This is a genomic window from Novosphingobium aquimarinum (genome assembly GCF_009746585.1).
In the GTDB taxonomy this organism is placed as follows: Bacteria; Pseudomonadota; Alphaproteobacteria; order Sphingomonadales; family Sphingomonadaceae; genus Novosphingobium; species Novosphingobium aquimarinum.
In genome coordinates this window covers 13,626-29,373 of record NZ_WRPO01000023.1, presented here as the reverse complement: position 1 = coordinate 29,373, position 15,748 = coordinate 13,626, and the positions used below count along the sequence as shown (strand labels likewise).

At 62.8% G+C, this 15,748-nt stretch carries 19 protein-coding genes; all 19 read right to left on the bottom strand.

Annotated elements, in window-relative coordinates; genetic code table 11:
* Window positions 1–54 precede the first annotated feature (54 nt).
* The 19 genes from GQO94_RS17435 to GQO94_RS17345 all read right to left on the bottom strand — a co-directional run bounded on the left by GQO94_RS17435 (window position 55) and on the right by GQO94_RS17345 (window position 15,725).
* On the bottom strand, window positions 55–978 hold the full coding sequence (locus GQO94_RS17435; protein ID WP_047822821.1) for a HEPN domain-containing protein: 924 nt from the start codon (window positions 976–978) through the stop codon (window positions 55–57).
* 134 nt (window positions 979–1,112) lie between these two features.
* Complete coding sequence (locus GQO94_RS17430) at window positions 1,113–1,583, bottom strand: CopG family transcriptional regulator (protein WP_156842695.1); 471 nt, start codon at window positions 1,581–1,583, stop codon at window positions 1,113–1,115.
* Complete coding sequence (locus tag GQO94_RS17425) at window positions 1,580–3,574, bottom strand: conjugal transfer protein TraG (protein WP_156842694.1); 1,995 nt, start codon at window positions 3,572–3,574, stop codon at window positions 1,580–1,582. Before GQO94_RS17425 ends, GQO94_RS17430 begins: the two co-directional genes overlap by 4 nt.
* 100 nt (window positions 3,575–3,674) lie before the next feature.
* The gene (locus GQO94_RS17420) at window positions 3,675–4,376 is read right to left on the bottom strand and encodes an RES family NAD+ phosphorylase (protein ID WP_198046019.1); all 702 of its coding nucleotides are present in this window, start codon (window positions 4,374–4,376) and stop codon (window positions 3,675–3,677) included.
* Entirely contained in the window at window positions 4,363–4,794 is a 432-nt protein-coding gene (locus GQO94_RS17415; protein WP_156842693.1) for an antitoxin Xre-like helix-turn-helix domain-containing protein, read from the bottom strand. Before GQO94_RS17415 ends, GQO94_RS17420 begins: the two co-directional genes overlap by 14 nt.
* Before the next feature lie 74 nt (window positions 4,795–4,868).
* The gene (locus GQO94_RS17410) at window positions 4,869–6,617 is read right to left on the bottom strand and encodes a relaxase/mobilization nuclease domain-containing protein (RefSeq protein ID WP_156842692.1); all 1,749 of its coding nucleotides are present in this window, start codon (window positions 6,615–6,617) and stop codon (window positions 4,869–4,871) included.
* Window positions 6,618–6,851: 234 nt separating this feature from the next.
* Window positions 6,852–7,532, bottom strand: coding sequence for a lytic transglycosylase domain-containing protein (locus GQO94_RS17405; protein WP_408636657.1), 681 nt, complete (start codon window positions 7,530–7,532; stop codon window positions 6,852–6,854).
* A 4-nt stretch (window positions 7,533–7,536) separates the two neighbouring features.
* Entirely contained in the window at window positions 7,537–7,869 is a 333-nt protein-coding gene (locus GQO94_RS17400; RefSeq protein ID WP_010236492.1) for a DUF736 domain-containing protein, read from the bottom strand.
* On the bottom strand, window positions 7,866–8,447 hold the full coding sequence (locus GQO94_RS17395; protein ID WP_054522839.1) for a S26 family signal peptidase: 582 nt from the start codon (window positions 8,445–8,447) through the stop codon (window positions 7,866–7,868). Before GQO94_RS17395 ends, GQO94_RS17400 begins: the two co-directional genes overlap by 4 nt.
* The gene (locus GQO94_RS21280; protein WP_408636665.1) at window positions 8,444–8,971 is read right to left on the bottom strand and encodes a DUF2840 domain-containing protein; all 528 of its coding nucleotides are present in this window, start codon (window positions 8,969–8,971) and stop codon (window positions 8,444–8,446) included. The genes GQO94_RS17395 and GQO94_RS21280 overlap by 4 nt, the downstream gene beginning before the upstream one ends.
* 161 nt (window positions 8,972–9,132) lie before the next feature.
* Complete coding sequence (locus tag GQO94_RS17385) at window positions 9,133–10,014, bottom strand: replication initiator protein A (protein ID WP_054527881.1); 882 nt, start codon at window positions 10,012–10,014, stop codon at window positions 9,133–9,135.
* A 9-nt stretch (window positions 10,015–10,023) separates the two neighbouring features.
* Complete coding sequence (locus GQO94_RS17380) at window positions 10,024–10,296, bottom strand: helix-turn-helix transcriptional regulator (RefSeq protein WP_010240237.1); 273 nt, start codon at window positions 10,294–10,296, stop codon at window positions 10,024–10,026.
* Window positions 10,297–10,868: 572 nt separating this feature from the next.
* The gene (locus GQO94_RS17375; RefSeq protein ID WP_010240235.1) at window positions 10,869–11,090 is read right to left on the bottom strand and encodes a hypothetical protein; all 222 of its coding nucleotides are present in this window, start codon (window positions 11,088–11,090) and stop codon (window positions 10,869–10,871) included.
* A 400-nt stretch (window positions 11,091–11,490) separates the two neighbouring features.
* Complete coding sequence (locus GQO94_RS17370; protein WP_054522840.1) at window positions 11,491–11,877, bottom strand: single-stranded DNA-binding protein; 387 nt, start codon at window positions 11,875–11,877, stop codon at window positions 11,491–11,493.
* Window positions 11,878–12,145: 268 nt separating this feature from the next.
* Window positions 12,146–12,415: a hypothetical protein gene (locus GQO94_RS17365; protein ID WP_067674521.1), complete on the bottom strand. Its 270-nt coding sequence runs from the start codon at window positions 12,413–12,415 to the stop codon at window positions 12,146–12,148.
* Window positions 12,416–12,486: 71 nt separating this feature from the next.
* Entirely contained in the window at window positions 12,487–12,840 is a 354-nt protein-coding gene (locus GQO94_RS17360; RefSeq protein ID WP_010240464.1) for a hypothetical protein, read from the bottom strand.
* Between the two features lie 705 nt (window positions 12,841–13,545).
* The gene (locus GQO94_RS17355; protein WP_156842691.1) at window positions 13,546–14,217 is read right to left on the bottom strand and encodes a DUF2231 domain-containing protein; all 672 of its coding nucleotides are present in this window, start codon (window positions 14,215–14,217) and stop codon (window positions 13,546–13,548) included.
* A gap of 230 nt (window positions 14,218–14,447) precedes the next feature.
* Window positions 14,448–15,179: a PepSY domain-containing protein gene (locus tag GQO94_RS17350; protein WP_156842690.1), complete on the bottom strand. Its 732-nt coding sequence runs from the start codon at window positions 15,177–15,179 to the stop codon at window positions 14,448–14,450.
* A 27-nt stretch (window positions 15,180–15,206) separates the two neighbouring features.
* Window positions 15,207–15,725, bottom strand: a complete 519-nt coding sequence (locus GQO94_RS17345) for a YybH family protein (RefSeq protein ID WP_082851464.1) — start codon at window positions 15,723–15,725, stop codon at window positions 15,207–15,209.
* Window positions 15,726–15,748 lie beyond the last annotated feature (23 nt).

Below are 15,748 nucleotides of genomic sequence, written 5' to 3'. Positions count from 1 at the left end.
CGCGCAACGCAGACATCTGCTACAGTGCGATCGGACCCGACAGGCGAGCATCGATTAGGGGTTTATTTCATTACTGAGCTTTTTGAGACGGTCTGAGCATATCTCGTGTACGACCCGGCCAAGCTCCTCAACCTGCTCTCCGAGCCATTCGAGCTCTTCGCTGGTGATGCGGTAATGCTTTGAGTATCTAGCCTTGACGTACGCTTCCTTCAGCTTCTCAAAGCGCGCACGATCGCGGCGCGTGTCGCGCGGCCAGACATAGGTCAGGCGTGGGTCGATTCGCTCCGCCTGGGTGCGGAGAAAACCCAGATTATGCACATGCGGTGTATAGAACGTGCAGACCAACAGCACGCAATGGTATAGAAATTCGGCCGATTGATGCATGTCGAATGCTGCGGGTTTTAGGAATCCTCGCTCCCGGCCCACCTTTGATAGCTCATACCGTTGCATCGCTGTCGGGAACCACTCGTCGAAATACTCCTGCGCCATCGCCAGCGCCTCACCGGCAGTCTTGGGCTTCGGCGTGTGGAGCTCGGTGTCATCGGATTGGTAGAGCGCGATCCCGTCCTTCGCGACATCCATGAAGAAGTAGCGTCCGTGCGCGAGACCGTCGTTCACCTCCTGCAGCGTATGGACGATAAAATTGACCGGCGTCTTGAGCGATTTGGTCACGCCGTACTCGCGCATCAGCCGGTCATCGAGCTTCGACCAGTACTTGACCCGGTCGACCAGCCGCTTGTCGTTGACGATGATGAGCAGATCGTAGTCCGACTGGTAGCCTTTGGCCGTATGCGGCTCGTCGACCCAAGTGCCGCGGGCATAGCTACCGTAGAGAATGACCTTGAGAATGCGGCCGGCCTTCTTCCACTCGTGCTTCGCCAGGGCAAAGGCATCATCGAACTCTTCGAAAATCAGCTGCACCACGCGCTCAAGTTCGCGTTGCTTTTGCGGAGGCAGGTGATCGAGTTCGGTGCGCATTACTGGACCTTTAGCAAGCACTTGGAATGGTTGCACCCTCGCATTCCTGCAGGTGCGCCGGCGCATGAAAGAAAGCGTTCCTCTGCTCTATTCATGTGGGTTTCCTGCCGGACTATCGAAGGTCTTTGTCAGGGCTACGCCGGAGGCTCAGGGCCGTCTCCGTCCGGATTTTCAATCTCATCCAGCCTTGGTTCCGAAGCCGCGCGAATGAGATCGTCAGCGAGATGCCTGCCCGTTTCCATGCGCCGCGCGAGCGCTTCGACGAAGAAGTCGAACCGCTTTTCTGCATCGGCACGCGCAGCGGCATTGGCTTCAAACGGCATGGCCGGGGTCACCGCCAGCCATCGCCTGAGGTAGAGCGCGAATGCCTCGTTCCCGACCTCGATATGATAGGCGAGCTTGCCGATCTGTCGGCTTATGCGATCAAGGCGTCGACTGAAGGCCGCTTCCATGCGTTCCGATCCATCGGGAGAGAGAAACGAGCCGATCGCGGCCTCCACCACCGAAGCCTGCGAAACGCGCTTGCGACCCGCATAGTCTGCAAGCTGCCTGGAAAGGGCCGGCAGCAGGCGAAAGGTATGCTTGATACGGTTGCCCTTGCTCATAGCTCGATCCCGTCGCCGGGATCGAGCGCAGCGCGCCGCGCATTGGCCTGCATCCGCTGGGCCATTCTGCGATTGCGGTTTGCCTGATCGTCGTCCGTTCGGTCGTCAAACTCAAATTCGTTGGGGATCTCGACTGGCGGCGGCGCCACATCTTCGTATTCCGGCAATTCGGGCGATTGGCGGATCCCGCCATCGGACTGGCGATCATCGACCTCGTACTCTTCAGACGCGGTCGGCAATTTCTCCAATTGCGAAGGCGCGGTCACATGTCTCCCGTGCCATTCGCTTTGGTCCGCCGCGAACTCCGGCTTTTCAACCGTCGGTGGACGCTCCACCCGTTTGCTGAGCCGGGGGTCGCGGTAGTAACGCGCTTTCCTGGCACGGATCGGATGCACGCCTGCGAGCATCACGATTTCATCGGTATCGGGAAGCTGCATGATCTCGCCCTGGGTCAGAAGAGCGCGCGCCGTCTCCGAGCGCGACACCATCAAATGACCGAGCCAAGGCGAGAGGCGGTGCCCGGCATAATTGCGCATCGCCCGGGTTTCGGTGGCGGTCCCGAGCGATTCCGAAACGCGCTTTGCGGTTCGCTCGTCATTGGTCGCGAAGCACACCCGCACATGGCAATTGTCGAGAATGGCATTGTTCTGTCCGTAGGCCTTCTCGATCTGATTCAATGACTGGGCGATCAGAAAGGCCTTGATGCCGTAGCCCGCCATGAAGGCGAGCGCGCTTTCGAAGAAGTCGAGCCTGCCCAAAGCCGGGAACTCGTCGAGCATAAGGAGAAGCCGCTCGCGATCGGCACCTTCCTGCAGGTCCTCGGTCAGACGTCTTCCAAGCTGGTTGAGAATGAGCCGGATAAGCGGCTTGGTGCGGCTGATGTCTGACGGCGGGACGACGAGATAGAGCGTGACCGGTCGGCCCTGTGCCACGAGGTCCGCGATGCGCCATTCGCAGTGCCGCGTGACACTGGCGATGACCGGATCGCGGTACAGGCCGAGGAACGACATGGCGGTCGAGAGCACGCCCGAGCGTTCGTTCTCCGACTTGTTGAGCAATTCTCGCGCCGCGCTCGCGACAACCGGATGGACGCCGTCTTCCCCCAGATGCGGTGTGTGCATCATTGCGGTCAGTGTCGCCTCGATGGATCGGCGTGGATCGGAGAGGAAGTTCGCCACCCCGGCGAGCGTCTTGTCAGGCTCGGCATAAAGCACATGCAGAATGGCCCCGACGAGCAGCGCGTGGCTGGTCTTTTCCCAGTGATTGCGCCGTTCAAGCGAGCCTTCCGGATCGACCAGCACGTCGGCGATGTTCTGCACGTCGCGCACCTCGTTGATGCCGCGTCGCACTTCCATCAGAGGGTTATAGGCCGCCGATGCCTCATTGGTCGGATCGAACAGAAGCGTGCGGCTGAACCGGGTACGGAAACCAGCTGTCAGCTCCCAGTTCTCGCCTTTGATATCGTGCACGATCGCCGAATGCGGCCAGGTCAGGAGCGTTGGCACGACAAGGCCGACCCCTTTGCCGCTGCGGGTCGGCGCGAAGCAGAGCACATGTTCGGGGCCGTCGTGACGAAGATAGAGATTGGCATGCTGGCCGATAATGACGCCCTTGCCTGCCAGAAGGCCCGCGCGTGAAATTTCGGAACGGGTCGCCCAGCGCGCCGAGCCATAGGTCGCGCTGTTCCTGATCTCTCGGGCGCGCCAGACCGACATGCCGATCGCGACCGCCACCGACACGAGACCGCCCGATGCGGCAATCATTCCGCCGGTCTCGAAGATGCGCGGCGCATAGGCTTCGTAGCTGAACCACCACCAAAAGATGGCATAAGGCGGATAGACAAGCGCTCCGGAGATACTGAACCAGGGCGCGCCCAGCTGCGCCTGATAGCCAAGCGCGTGCGCCGTCCACTGGGTGCCCGCCCACACACCTGCGAGCGTTAGGGTGAAGACGACGAGTATCTGACCCCACAATATCCGGGTTGCCGACAAGGCTGGCTCCTTTCGTGAAGGACAGCACGGCGGCTTTGCATTGCATATTCAAGTCGGAAGCTGCGTGATCGCAGGTTGGCGTAGCAAAAGCGGCGTACGGCTAGATTGCTTCCCGACTATAGTCCGGGTTGCCGGACCAGGTCAGGCGGTACATCGCCCCTTGCGCGACCGATTGCACGACGTTGGGCCACAGGGCCGCGATGCAAGTCCCATCCGCATGGCGCACAGAGGGATAGATAATGCCGTTATGACCGGCGGCGCGTGCCTCCGCCGCTAGAGCATTGCCGACAGGATAGCCTTTCGTCTTGTCCGGATCGAGGGCCGGGTGTCCGGGCTGCTCGCGCAGATCGATAAAGACGCCCGCCATGCTGGCGATCATCTCGCCATATTCGACAACGGCATCGAAATCGCCGGCATCGGCGAGCGCCTGTGTCAGGTGATGGCCGACCTCGGCAATACAGGTCTCGACATCGAGCGCGGCATACCATGCGCCGCGGTTCGCGGGGTTGAAGCGATTGGGCTCGCGCGGTTTGGCGTAAGCAAAGCTCGCATTAATGAACCTGGCATGCGGCACGCCATGAACCAGCTCGTCGGCTGTCAGCCCGCCAAACCCGCGCTCTTCGGCGATCAGGCGCGAACTCGTCGCCCCCTCGATTTCAGCGAGCAGCGCAAGCTCGGCATCACTGTCGGCAAGTGGAGCCATGACCGCTTCGCGCAAGCGCGCGCTGGAAACGAGCCGGACAGTCCGCTCGAACGCTTCGCGGATCTGCGGCGGCTCGCCTGCCTCCTCAGAGCCCGCCACGAAGCGCGTCGATATATTGTCTGGTCTCCAGCATGCGCGGAATGCCGCCTTCGATCATCGCCCCGATGGGCGAGCGGCGATCAAACAACGGGGCCCTGTTTTCGAGCTTTGGCCAGCGATCGGCCATGTCGTTGGCGAACAGCAGATGCAGTCCCTTGAACAGACCGATCAGCGCCGACGCGCGGGTCAGCTGGTCCTGACCGAGCGAGCCTTCCCAGGTTCCGGCTTTCATCCGGTCCCAGGTGCTTTCGGACACGCCGAGCAGCGCAGCGCCCTCAGCGTTGCTCGCACCCCAGACCCCAATGAGGCGCAGCACGGCCTTTACCGCAGCGCTGGTGAGGCGGCTGCGATCACCGTCGCTTGCAAAGGTCTGAAGCCCCGGGGGAGCTTCGGCATGCTGAATCGCTGCACTTACCATATCGCATCTCCTGATGCGTTTATAAGCATCATATGGTGCGTTTGTCAAGATTTCCGTTATGATGCCGGTGCTCCTCAAACCGCCGGACCGCGCGAACGCGCAAAGTTCCAGTCGACACCGCCTCGCACATGGACCTTGCCAGCGACTTCTTTTCCAAGATGCCGCTCGAGGTCTTGCCTCCAGGGCACGAGCTGGAAACCCGCTCCGTCATCGATCATGGCGAAGCGACCCGACGCCAGCGAAATGCGCTCGCGGTAGATGCCGGAAATGTGATCACCTTCCGTTACCGGATTTGCCAGACGACCATGACGCGCAGCCAGCGCTTTACCTGCCGCGTCCAGTTCCTGCTTGCGGAGCGTTCCGAGCAGGTTGCGCACCAAGGTCACGCTCCTACCATGTCGCTTCGCAAGACTTTGATCGACGAGCCATTCACGGCGCTCGTCAAGAGCCTTCCGGACTTCATTGCCGAAGCCGCCTCCCAGCGACGCGGCTCGTGCCGACAGCAGCTGCCGGTCGAGCCAGGTCGCCCCGCGCGCGTCAATCTGTCGTTCGAGCGGCAGGTCCGAACGCACCAGCAGGCTGCTGCGCCGTCGCCCGTTGCGGTCGGTCCATTCGCCTGTCTCGACGATGGCGCCGGGTGCTGCATCGCTTGTCTGGTCCAGATCGGGAAAACGCAGATAATGCGCACGCCCGTCCACTCCTTCGACGATCGCATAAGCCTCGCCTGTCAGCTCATCATGAAGACCGCGCTCGACCAACCTTCCGATGACCCGGCGGTTCTCGTCTTCTCCATGCAGCGCGAAGGATGCAAGGGCGCCTTGTGCGCCGCGTCCACGCATCGCCTTGTGCAAGGTCTTGATGATGTCGCCGCGCTCGCCCAGCGCGCGCAATGTCGGTTCGAGGTCTGCGGTCAAGGTCCAGCGCGCCGACCCGACCCGCTCGGCCAATCCCATGCGTTCGAGCGTTTGTGCGCGGCCAATAAGGAATGCGCGGTTGCTGCGGCGTGTCGCATCGTCCTCGGGGGACAAATCGACCACGCCAAGATCGTCGCGCTGATTTTGCAAGCGGCGGTCGAGCGAGGTCCAGCGCTCGGCATCGACCTCGCGGCGGAGCGCTTGCTGAATATTGCGCTCGCTGCGCGGGCCGAGCTCGACGGTGACGCGCTCCTGGGCGCGGGCCCGCATACCTTCGCTGATATAAGAGCGATCGATCACCAGGTCCCTGCCGTCCGAGGCAACGCCGCGGACCAGGACATGGACATGCGGGTTGTCGGTATTCCAGTGATCGACCGCCACCCAGTCGGGCTTGGTGTCGAGATCGCTCGCCATATCCTCAAGGAGTTCGCGCGTGAAAGCGCGCAGGTCAGCCATCTCGCTTGCGTCTTCCGGCGACACGATGAAGCGGAAGTGATGCCGGTCGTCTTCGCAGCGCGCGGCGAAGGCATCGCCATCGACCTCATCCGATAAGGCATCGAACATCTGGGCATCCGATCCGTCACGGGTGACGCCGTCGCGTTCGAGATAGGCGATGTGGCGGGCGAGCGGTGCCGAGCGGAACCGGCTGCCGCCATGGCGAACGACGCGCGCCTTGATGATGACCCGCCGCTGGAAAGCATGGGGGCGGCCTCGGAACGCAGCACGTTTGCCGCGTCCCAGATGCCCGGTTCCGCCGCCTGCCCGGCCTCGCCCGAGCGGCGTATAGCCTGACCGGCGCGAGGCCTGCAGCACGCGCCCGACCAGCGTACCGGCCTTGCGATAGGCGCGCGCATCGCTGTCTCTTGACCGACCCGGCCTGATATCGAATTCGTCGTCAGCCACAGACAGGAAAACCGGTAGACGGCGCTTTCAGCATTGAAAAGCCTAAGGATTCCGATCCAAGCGCCTGCAGGCGTACAGCAGAGACGGCGCATATTCTCCCGCAAAACCAACCACCTGCAGCCCGGCCGACGGCGCTGCTTTTATCTCGCCATCCCTCCCTTCCATTGATGCCTAGGTCTCCGCTCCTACGCCCGCTTTCGCTTGGGAACGCATGCCTGCGCGAAGGTGCGAGGACCGCTCTCATTTAGAAGGAGCCGTCGAGACGGGCGCGAAAAGATCATGCGCGGGCTGTTCCGGGCGCGCAAAAGGGTTCGCTACGGGGCCGGGCGCAGCCACCTCGTCCAACTCTTGTCGCGCCGCGCCGGAAGGCTGCAAGACGCCGGGCGGAACATCCCCGGCTTGAAGAGGCGCCGCCGCAAAAATGCCCTCGGACTGCAACAGCGGCGCAATCCGGGCGACATAGCGGCGTGTTTCGAGTGGCAGCGAACGCCGTCCGGCAAGCCAGTCTTCATAGCGTCCCGGACCCGCATTGTATGCAGCGAGGAAGCCTTGCGCGCCGTAGCGATCGTACATTTCGCGCAGGTAAGACGTGCCGGCCAGAATGTTGTCGCGCGGGTCGAACGGGTCTTGCCCGAGGGAGAACCGGGCGCGCTGCCGCGACCAGGTTCCGGGCATGAGCTGCATGAGACCCATCGCTCCTGCTCTGGAAACCGCCCGCACCCGGCCCGCACTTTCGGCGCGGATCACCGCGTAGATCCAGTGCTCGGGAATGCCGAATTGCTGCGATGCTTCGCTGACATGCGTCGCAATCTCGACGCGCGGGGAAGGTCGGACAAACTGCTCCGATTGTGCAAAAGCCTGCCCGGGACTCGCCGCCAGCATGGCGGCCAGGATCCCCGGCAGAAGATGCGGGCGGAGCACGGAATCAGTCCTTTGCCGGGCGGCGCGCGCCGCGCGACCATATCAGGACATGGCTCTGGTCGTCAGAACTGAACAGATTGGCGCGCAGGGGCCGCGGCAATACCGGATCGTCGATGACGAGCGTGACGAAATCGCCTGCCTTGTCGCCGACATGTTTCCAGCCTGCACCCACCTCGTAGGTTTCCTCGCCTTCGCCTGCCATGATGCGATAGTCCGGGGCGTTCTCGGTGTCGCCGGGGTCGGCGGCCACCAGGGTCAGCGGTGCGTCGATGGTCAGGGTTTGCAGCCGCCCTTCAAAGCCGTCGGGTGTGGCTGCAAAAGTGCCGATACAGGTCATTGTGCGTCTCCATCATTTACGTTGGGAATGGGAAAGTCGGCGGGCGAGGCGAGCAGGACATAGTCCCCGTCGCCCGCTTCGTTGGTCCAGACGGGCCGCGCGCGCCCGATGACATCGGCGCGTGCGACCGGGCCGAAATAACGCCCGTCAAAGCTGCCGGGGGCGCGCCTGTTCATCACGAACAGTTCATCCGCAGCGATAGTCCGGCATCCTTTCCAGACGGGCAGTTCGCGTCCAAGGCTGTCGCGCCGACGCGCCGAGCCCGCAGGTGTCCCATTGATCTCGATGAGCAGGTCGCGCCGGCAGACCGTATCCCCGCCAAGCGCCGCAACCTCCTTGATGAGCGGAACGCCCGCAGGAAGATAGCCGCGCGAGGCGAGGTATTTCTGCAGCCTGAAAGCAGGATCGATCGCGACGCGGTCGCCCCTCTGGAGACCGGTCTTTCCGCCGATTGAGTACAGTCCAACCGGCACGCTGGCCGTCACGTTCCAGACCAAAAGTCGCGAGAACGGGATTGCGATGCTGGCCAGTGTCGCTGCCGCGACCATGCCTGCCAGAAAGGCGGTGCGCCGCCTCATGATTGCAGCTTTCGCCGCCGCAGCCAGTCGCGATGGCGCGCAGGGGAATAGAAACGTACTTGCATGCCCCCTGCCAGCCTGTTGTGGACATGATGCCAGTGGTCGGGAGCTACATCGCAGGGATCGATGCCAACGTCCTCGATCGCATCGATCAGCGCAAGGACCTGGCGAACCTTTGGCCAGCTTCGCACCGAGAGCAGGATTTGCGCGCCAGGATCGACCTGCGGCAGAGTGGTGAACGGCTCGCCGAAACCGGCGGCTTGGGCGATCGTGAGTGTGGAGCCAACGGTCCCGTAGTCGTTCGAAGCCCACCGAACCAAGGCAAAGACCTGTCCCGGAGCATAGCTTTCGATACGCGTCCGGCGATCGAGGATGCGCTCTGCAACGGGCTTGCCGAACCGAAGCCAGTCTTCCTGCACGCCGCCGCGCCACACCAGCGTGACATGCGTAAGTGGCGGATCACCGGAACCTGCCTCGACCGGTTCCGGAGGCGGAAGCGAAGCGCGCGCTGCGCTTTTGCACAGGCGTGGCTGTGTTAGCAGGAATCTGAAAGATTCCTTGTTAGCATTGTTAAGGGCTTCGCAGGCGCCGCGTTTTCGGCGAGTCGCGCAGGCTCCCGGTTCCCGATAGTCCGGGAATAGGGTTCCCGATCGTCCGAACGTCATGGTTCCCGATAGTCCGAACATCACGCACCCTTTTCCACAGGGGGCAGCCCGATACGGCGCCGCGCGGACGCGAAGGGATCGACAGGCGCTGCAACGAACAGGAGCCGCTCGCGGCCGAACTGGTGCTCAAGAGCGAGATTGTAGCCGGGGAGCGACTGGCGGCGAACGATGGCCCGCACTTCGAAAGCGAAACGCTTCAATGGCGAGAGCGCGCCGGACTTCAAATGCAGGTGCGAAATGTCGAAACTCCACCCGCCCTTCTGCTTCCCGCCATGCTTGCGTACGATGCGATAGAGCCAGCGCTCAAGACCGCCGGTAAGCGCGAAATAGGCCGGGTCGATGGTCAGGACGAGCGCACGATCGAGCACGCCCTCGTAGAGCCAGTCCGGCACGATCATTTCGATGCCGAGCGCGCGCCCGTTGTCGTCGAGCCGTTCGCGCCATTCGTTGATCCAGGAAAATCGTCGGCGGCGTCGCGCCCCGGCCTGCCGGATGGAGGTGGCAATGCTGGTCGACTGCAAGCGGTCGAGCGCCGCCTTCAGGCGCTCGTAGCCAGCCTTTCCGGTTCCGCGCCGGGTGAAGGTAAGGATTTCATGGGGCGTCGCCGCGATAAGGCGCGAGGTGGCTTTGCCGGCATCGCGCGCCTCGACGATCTGGCTCGCTACCCAGATCAGTACATCGGCGTCCCAGATGGTGGCCATGCCATGTTCGGCGGTCGCTTCGACCAGAATGGCGACCTCGCCCATACGAAAGTCGATCGGCTTCACGCGCTTCGTCTTGGCGAGGCTGAAGAAAGGCCAGGCCATCAGATCCTGCGCATCGCGCGCGGCGATGTCGCTGCCCGCGCCGACGAACAGGTCGAGCTGTCCGGCCCCGCCGTCCGATGTCTTCAAGGAGCGCATGGTACCGCTTCAGCGCCGGACCGGACCGGTGTAGCCGTCGATCCGCTTGGCAGGATGAACGACGCCCTTGCCCGGATCGCTGGTGGAACGGCGCAAGCCCTGCTCGGCCCAGGCGTCGAGATCTTCGGGCCGGTAAACGATGCGGCCGCCGAGCTTGTGGTAGACCGGCCCTGTTCCATAGCATCGGTGCTTTTCGAGCGTGCGCGGCGAAAGCCCCAGATGCACCGCGGCATCCGGGGTGCGCAGGTAGCGGGGACGGACCGGATCGGGAACGGCGGGCATGGGGTTAGCTCCAGGAGGCTTGGGTGGCTGCGGCTAACTGCCGCTGATTGCGGAGGGTGATGGCGCATGCCCTGGCAATGGGGGGAGCGACACGATGCCGCGTTCGGATTTGTCGCCCCTACCGATCTGAGCTCGGCAGGATCGAGGAGGGGCGGCATCCGCGCAGAACCCGACGCTATCGCGCTGCCCGGCAGGCTTTCGGCTGCAATGCCGAAGGCTCAGAGCAATGAACCGCACCTGCGAGAGAGGCAGTGGCCAAGGGCCTGTGGGAAGCAAGGCAAGCGGGACCTGTCGCGGCCGTAGCTTCCCGCTCGCCCGACCCGCTGCCGGTTCGCAAGTGCATGCGGGGCCCCAAAAACACGTAATGCCGCACCCTCAGGAGCGTATCGCCAGATGCGCGGGACAGAGTGCGTCCCCAGCCCCGCTCCATTTATCCCGATCGCCAGTTGGCCAAGCCGATGTTTGGAGAACCGCCGATTGCTGCTGGATCGAAACTTGAACCTGTAGCTCAGCCCATAAGAGACACGAAAAAAGGGCAGGAACCGCTGCCGGTCCCTGCCCTGCAGAATGCCTCAGAATTCGTCGAGCATTCCGCCATGGACGGTATGAACGACCCGGATCGCAAGATGCGGGGGCAGCGCATTGTAGTCGCCTTCGTCGACCGCGCGATATCCGAGTTCGTCATCCTCGATAACATGCTGGTCGAAGAAGCTGTGCAAGGCCCGTTGCTCAGCTGTTTCCAGAGCCTCGAAATAATTGCGCGAAGGCAGTGTGCATTTCGTGAAATAGGTCATGATAATCCTCCTGAAATCTGTCGCGAGACGACAGGAGGTTGGCCGATGGGCCCGGGCAGACCGGGTCACAGGATCGCCTGACAGGGCGACCGCGAAGCGGCGCAGGGGGAAACGGTTTTGTCCGGTGCCGGATGCAATCCGGCGGCGGACAAAATGGTGGGGCCCCTGCCGTCCTTGATGCGGGCGGCGCGGGACCATCATGCTGGAAATGCGGTAAGCCAGGCCAATCCAGTCCACCTCAAACGACCGTTTCAGATGATCGCTGCCATAATGGGTCGGGCCCTCCGGGCAGCGCCTGGCTATTCCCCGGAGAAAAGACCGAGCGAAAGGAAGGGTGAACAGCGAAAGAGGCCCTGCCGTTTCCGGCAGAGCCTCCTTTGGCTGGTTCGATGGCGCCGGATCAGTCGATCGGAGGGGCGTCCTGGTTGTCGCCGCCATTGGCCCGCGAGAGGAAATCGACCTTGTCGGCAAGGATCTCCGAGCCATACCGCGTCACACCGTCCTGGTCTTCCCACTGCGTGTAGTGGATGCGGCCCTGGACCGAGACCAGCTGGCCTTTCGAGCAGTACTGACCGACGGTCTTGGCGAGGCCGTTGAAGCAGGTCACACGGTGGAATTCGCTGTCCTTGGCGGTGTAGCCGTTCTCGTCCTTGTAGGTCTTGCCGTCCTTGTCGCGTGCAGGACGATCGGTGACGACGGTGATCCCGGTGACGCTGGTGCCGCCCTTGGTCTCGCGGGTGTCGGGATCGCGGGCGATGCGGCCGGTGAGGATTGCGATATTGGTCATGATGAAATTCCTTCAGTTCCTCAAACCGGAGACCATCTCCGGCTTGCGAACATCCAGAAGAAGCAGGGCATGGGAGGACTGCACCGCAGGCCTGAAGGGCCGAAGGGAAACCTGTTCATGACGAGTGGTGCGGGCAGGCGGCGAAGCCGCCAACACGGCCGGAAAGGAACGGGTTGCGGCTCCTCAGCTGACCTGGTTCAGGACTGTTCGCGAAGAAAGCCGGATGGGTATCGGGTGCGGGTCTGAAGGTGCCAGGACCCTGCTGCAATCAGCTTACCTCATTGCCTTCCGATGCCGCCAGGAGATCCATGAAGTTGCGGGCTGCTTCCCGGTCTTCCTCGTTCTCGAAGGCCACGTCGAGGTCGGGGGCAGACCCGAGCAGGTAGAGCATGGCCCACAGGGCAAAGCGTTTTCCCCGGTCCTGCTCCAGACCGAGATCGACCTGGCATCGCTCGATCCCCGAGGCCAAGGTTTCTGCGCCAGTCGCTCCAGGATCGGCAGTGCCAAAATAGCGGATGAGAAGCGTATCAAGGTCCATCGCACTCTTTTCGGATCATCGGTCGGGCCGCGGCGAGGAAGGCCAGCATTCGTGGCCCGGTCATGCGTCGCTCAATCAGCGGTGGGTTGCTCGCGAAGCCGCCGGGCGCGCTCGACGAAGTGCTCCATCTGGGTGGCGGCATGCAGGGTAAGCGGATGCGGCTTCGCATCGGCACGCGGGGATATGAATTCCGCGATTTCTTCGATTGCTGCAAGCTGATCGGCGCTGGCCTTCGACAGAAGGCCGAGCACCATGTTCTCAAGGGCGATCACCCTGATGCGCAATTGGATGATCTCGGCATCGGAAAGTGGCGGAATATCCCATTTCTCGCAATCGGCAGCGAGCGCTTCCTGCGGCCCGCAGGGCAATGCCCCGCCTTCGTCTTCCCAGCGCGACAGCGCCCCGGCTTTTCCCGTTTCCGACATATGCGGTTCCTTTCATAGCCAACGAGGCGATCGTCTGCACGCTGCTCACATAGCACAAAGTCCTACCGGGATGCGCCTGGCACGGCGACAGCGAAGCCGGGCAAACGGAACCCCGCGCGGGTTGGTCTTCACGCGGGGTTCCTGAACGACCCCTTGGGGGCACCTGCGACCCGCAGGGCTTCGGGGGGAGGCGGGGCCGTCCTTTCCTGATCTTGCGATGTTCGTTGCGGTTTCCTGCCCAGGGTATCTCCTGAATAGCCGTGTCACCGGGGAACGCGCCCGATCACATGCTGTCCATGTCGTGATCGGCCATCGAGGACATGTCATGGCCCGCATGGGGATCGGCGGGCGGGGTCGCCTCGCTCGCGGGTTGCGTGCGCGTTGCTGGCGCTGCGGGTGTGGCAGTTGCGCGTGATGCGGGCGGGACAGCGCGCCGTGACGCAGGCGTGGCGGCGCCAATTGTCGAAAGAGCGTCCTGACGTGCGGCCGCTGCCTCATTTTCGGAGGGAGAGGTTGCCGGGTCTGCAAGACCCGCCTCGGGTGCCGTGCCAGGCATCACCGCAGTTCCGCCCATAGGCGAAACCTCAGCAGCCGGTGTGCTCTCCTGCGCTTGGTCACAAGCGGCGAGAGCGAACGTCAATGGCGCGGTCGCGAGAAATGCTATCGCGGTGTTCGATTTCAGAATTCGCATGTTATTCAACTCCTTCAGAGCCACGAAACGCCAAGATGGTCCGGTCCGTGCGCGAGCTCGCCGCCAAGGAACCCCTGGATGAGAACGAGTGCCGCCATGGAGAAGATCGACGCGCGCAACCATGCGCGGCTCTGGCTCGGCCTGCTCGCGAGGTATGCCATCGCAATACCGAGAACCGCGACCAGCATACCGGTCCATCGATGGACTTGCATGACAGTATCGCCGCCGAACCACAGACCGGTGTGAATCCATCCGAACAGAACTGCGACGACTGCGCCGATTGCTCCGCCGTAGACGAGTACGCGCACCGCACTTTCCAGGCCCGCTCCTTTCCGGCGCATCACGAACAATTCGGTGGCCGCAGCCATGAAAAACAAGGCGATCGGGAAGTGGATCGTTGCCGGATGCAGCTTTTTCAGTACGGCCATGACGCCGGTTTCGCTCTCATCCGCATGGCCACCGGCCTCGTCATGGGCTGCGCCCGCTTCATCGTGCGCGCCGGAGGACTCGCCAGCATCCGCAGTCTCGCCCATCTGCGCCATGGCCGCCTGGTCGTGCACATCGCCATTAGTGGCAGCAGGCGCGGCGCTCGCCTCTTCGCCGTGCTTTTCGTCGCCATGAGCCTGAACGGGTCCGACGAAGAGCAGGCTTGCGGCGAGCAGCGCCAGAAATGAGGGGGCTTTCATGTCTCGTATGTCTTCCGAACCTGCAGTTAAAGTGCGACCTATGTGCCTGATACGCACGGCAGCCGCGTGCCCCTCACATTAATTTGATGGTATTGGCGCGACAGAAGAGCGTCTGCGGGATCAGGTCCGATGCCGGCACGATCGCGATCGTCGAACGCATTCGGCTCCTGGCCCGTTGGGCCTGGCGAACGGGGGTAAGGCGTTCGCCCACGCACATGAGCCCCATGGGCTCAGGCGAGCTTGCTCTTCTTTGCGCGGCGGCGCAGCCTCGGCATCCGGTTCGCCAGCAGGACGAAACCCGACAGGGCTATGATCGTGCCGCCAATGCCGAACAGCAGAAGCCACCAACTGTTGATGCGATCACGCTCGGTCCAGTCCATGATGTGCAGGCCCCAGATGAAATCGAACAGGCGCCATGTATCACTACGCGCCGCCCCGAGGGTACCGCTGCTGGCATCGATGTAGAGGCGCGTCGAAGCCTCGTCAGCATAGGTGACCTGCCAGGCCGGAAAAGGGCCGCGAAACTCGGTCCCCACCGGTTCGTGAACGAGCCGCGCGCCTTCGATCGTCGTGCGCGGTCCGGTCCATGCGCGCAACGCGATGGATCTTGCCGTCGGAGCCGAGATGGGGGAGAGTTTGCGCCCTGTCACCGGATCGTGGAGGCTCACGCTACCGTCGACCTTTCGGACCTCGGTCACGGCATCGCCGTCGAGCGAACGTGTCGCTACCGCTGCAAGAGTACCGTCGCTTGCGACCCAGGCCGGGAGTGGGGCGTCGGCGGGTAGCGCTTCTCGTTCACGCGAAACGACATGTTCGGAGCGAACTTCTTCCAGGTCGAGAAACGACATGAGGGCGCCGGTTCCCATCCACAAGAGGACCTGGACACCGACGAAAATCGCCAGCCATTTGTGGATCTTGCTGCCGAGCACATGCAAGCGCAGCTTCAGCGACGGCGTTGCCAACCGGTGCTACCTCTTCGAAAGCCGTAATCAGTTGCGCGGCGCGCGCGACGAGGAATGGTACTGGACGATTCTCCACCCGTCCGCATCGTGAGCAAGCACCGATGTCGCCACGCCGTCGCGCTCGATCACCCGGCCATCGGTAAGTTCGATACGATATCCATACGTCTCATAGGCATGGGCCATGTGCCCCATCCGGGTGACGGTCAGCGTGGGGTCGGTAAAGGTGAAGCTCACGATCGCGTCGAGCTCGGGTCCGAGATGATGCTCCATGTAATTCGCGAAACTTCCTTCGGCCTTGCCATTCTCGAAGATGGCCGAGTCCTCGGTGAAGAGCGCGCGCATTGCCTGCGCGTCGCGCGCTTCAAGAGCGGTGCGATAGGCCTTGAGGGTTTCTTCAGCGCCCGCGACATCGTCCGCCGAAGCGTCCATCGCGTGCATCTGATGGTTCGCATGGGAAGAGTGGTCCATCTGCTGGGCGAAGGCTGGCAGCGGTATCAGCGTGGCAACAAGCGCAGTCGCCGCGATGCGTGTCAAAGTCTTGGTCATGGAAGTTCTATCCTTTTTGAAAT

Coding starts and splice junctions, on each gene's coding strand:
- GQO94_RS17430 (WP_156842695.1), bottom strand. CDS start 1,583: ATGAGCAAGGGCAACCGTATCAAGCATACCTTTCGCCTGCTGCCGGCC.
- GQO94_RS17365 (WP_067674521.1), bottom strand. CDS start 12,415: ATGGACCTTGATACGCTTCTCATCCGCTATTTTGGCACTGCCGATCCT.
- GQO94_RS17375 (WP_010240235.1), bottom strand. CDS start 11,090: ATGACCTATTTCACGAAATGCACACTGCCTTCGCGCAATTATTTCGAG.
- GQO94_RS17360 (WP_010240464.1), bottom strand. CDS start 12,840: ATGTCGGAAACGGGAAAAGCCGGGGCGCTGTCGCGCTGGGAAGACGAA.
- GQO94_RS17435 (WP_047822821.1), bottom strand. CDS start 978: ATGCGCACCGAACTCGATCACCTGCCTCCGCAAAAGCAACGCGAACTT.
- GQO94_RS17355 (WP_156842691.1), bottom strand. CDS start 14,217: ATGAAAGCCCCCTCATTTCTGGCGCTGCTCGCCGCAAGCCTGCTCTTC.
- GQO94_RS17400 (WP_010236492.1), bottom strand. CDS start 7,869: ATGACCTGTATCGGCACTTTTGCAGCCACACCCGACGGCTTTGAAGGG.
- GQO94_RS17385 (WP_054527881.1), bottom strand. CDS start 10,014: ATGCGCTCCTTGAAGACATCGGACGGCGGGGCCGGACAGCTCGACCTG.
- GQO94_RS17395 (WP_054522839.1), bottom strand. CDS start 8,447: ATGAGGCGGCGCACCGCCTTTCTGGCAGGCATGGTCGCGGCAGCGACA.
- GQO94_RS17380 (WP_010240237.1), bottom strand. CDS start 10,296: ATGCCCGCCGTTCCCGATCCGGTCCGTCCCCGCTACCTGCGCACCCCG.
- GQO94_RS17370 (WP_054522840.1), bottom strand. CDS start 11,877: ATGACCAATATCGCAATCCTCACCGGCCGCATCGCCCGCGATCCCGAC.
- GQO94_RS17345 (WP_082851464.1), bottom strand. CDS start 15,725: ATGACCAAGACTTTGACACGCATCGCGGCGACTGCGCTTGTTGCCACG.
- GQO94_RS17415 (WP_156842693.1), bottom strand. CDS start 4,794: ATGGTAAGTGCAGCGATTCAGCATGCCGAAGCTCCCCCGGGGCTTCAG.